Genomic DNA, 2,257 nt, shown 5'->3' on the forward strand with positions numbered 1-2,257 from the left:
GATAGTGAACCAGTACCGTGAGGGAAAGGCGAAAAGAACCCCGGGAGGGGAGTGAAGAAGAACCTGAAACCGTGTACGTACAAGCAGTGGGAGCCTGAAAGGGTGACTGCGTACCTTTTGTATAATGGGTCAGCGACTTATATTTTGTAGCGAGGTTAACTGAATAAGGGAGCCGAAGGGAAACCGAGTCTTAACTGGGCGCTAAGTTGCAAGATATAGACCCGAAACCCGGTGATCTAGCCATGGGCAGGAAGAAGGTTGGGTAACACTAACTGGAGGACCGAACCGACTACTGTTGAAAAAGTAGCGGATGACCTGTGGCTGGGGGTGAAAGGCCAATCAAACCGGGAGATAGCTGGTTCTCCCCGAAATCTATTTAGGTAGAGCCTTATATGAATACCTTCGGGGGTAGAGCACTGTTTCGGCTAGGGGTCCATCCCGGATTACCAACCCGATGCAAACTGCGAATACCGAAGAGTAATGTATAGGAGACACACGGCGGGTGCTAACGTTCGTCGTGGAGAGGGAAACAACCCAGACCGCCAGCTAAGGTCCCAAAGTCTATATTAAGTGGGAAACGAAGTGGAAAGGCTTAGACAGCTAGGATGTTGGCTTAGAAGCAGCCACCATTTAAAGAAAGCGTAATAGCTCACTAGTCGAGTCGGTCTGCGCGGAAGATGTAACGGGGCTAAAATATAGCACCGAAGCTGCGGCATCAAGAGAAATCTTGTTGGGTAGGGGAGCGTTGTGTAAGCTGAAGAAGGTGGTTCGAGAGGGCTGCTGGAGGTATCACAAGTGCGAATGCTGACATAAGTAACGATAAAGCGGGTGAAAGACCCGCTCGCCGGAAGACCAAGGTTTCCTGTCCAACGTTAATCGGGGCAGGGTGAGTCGGCCCCTAAGGCGAGGCTGAGAAGCGTAGTCGATGGGAAATGGGTTAATATTCCCATACTTGGATAAACTGCGATGTGGGGACGGAGCAGGTTAGGTTAGCGTACGGATGGAAGAGTACGTTTAAGTTAGTAGGTGGGTGAGTTAGGCAAATCCGGCTCACCATTAACACTGAGAGATGATGACGAGGCACCAAGGTGCTGAAGTAACTGATACCCAACTTCCAGGAAAAGCCACTAAGCGAAAGGTTTATCTAAACCGTACTGGAAACCGACACAGGTGGTCAGGTAGAGAATACTAAGGCGCTTGAGAGAACTCGGGTGAAGGAACTAGGCAAAATAGCACCGTAACTTCGGGAGAAGGTGCGCTGGCGTAGTGTGAAGTCCGAAGCGGATGGAGCATGAACCAGTCGAAGCGACGAGCTGGCTGCAACTGTTTAATAAAAACACAGCACTCTGCAAACACGAAAGTGGACGTATAGGGTGTGATGCCTGCCCGGTGCTGGAAGGTTAATTGATGGTGTCATCGAAAGAGAAGCACCTGATCGAAGCCCCAGTAAACGGCGGCCGTAACTATAACGGTCCTAAGGTAGCGAAATTCCTTGTCGGGTAAGTTCCGACCTGCACGAATGGCATAATGATGGCCAGGCTGTCTCCACCCGAGACTCAGTGAAATTGAAATCGCCGTGAAGATGCGGTGTACCCGCGGCTAGACGGAAAGACCCCGTGAACCTTTACTATAGCTTGACACTGAACCTTGAATTTTAATGTGTAGGATAGGTGGGAGACTGCGAAGCGGTAACGCCAGTTATCGTGGAGTCGCTGTTGAAATACCACCCTTTAACGTTTGATGTTCTAACGAAGCGCTCGGGACGAGTGTTCGGACAGTGTCTGGTGGGTAGTTTGACTGGGGCGGTCTCCTCCCAAAGCGTAACGGAGGAGCACGAAGGTTGGCTAATGACGGTCGGACATCGTCAGGTTAGTGCAATGGTAGAAGCCAGCTTAACTGCGAGACGGACAAGTCGAGCAGGTACGAAAGTAGGTCATAGTGATCCGGTGGTTCTGAATGGAAGGGCCATCGCTCAACGGATAAAAGGTACTCCGGGGATAACAGGCTGATACCGCCCAAGAGTTCATATCGACGGCGGTGTTTGGCACCTCGATGTCGGCTCATCACATCCTGGGGCTGAAGTAGGTCCCAAGGGTATGGCTGTTCGCCATTTAAAGTGGTACGCGAGCTGGGTTTAGAACGTCGTGAGACAGTTCGGTCCCTATCTGCCGTGGGCGTTGGAGAATTGAGGGGGGTTGCTCCTAGTACGAGAGGACCGGAGTGAACGCATCACTGGTGTTCCAGTTGTTTCGCCAGA

At 51.4% G+C, this 2,257-nt stretch carries 1 rRNA gene; it reads left to right on the forward strand.

The features are described from left to right. A 23S ribosomal RNA gene (locus QV04_RS08325) occupies nucleotides 1-2,257 on the forward strand; the annotation flags it as partial.

It is taken from the genome of Gallibacterium genomosp. 1, assembly GCF_001678575.1.
Classification (GTDB): domain Bacteria; phylum Pseudomonadota; class Gammaproteobacteria; order Enterobacterales; family Pasteurellaceae; genus Gallibacterium.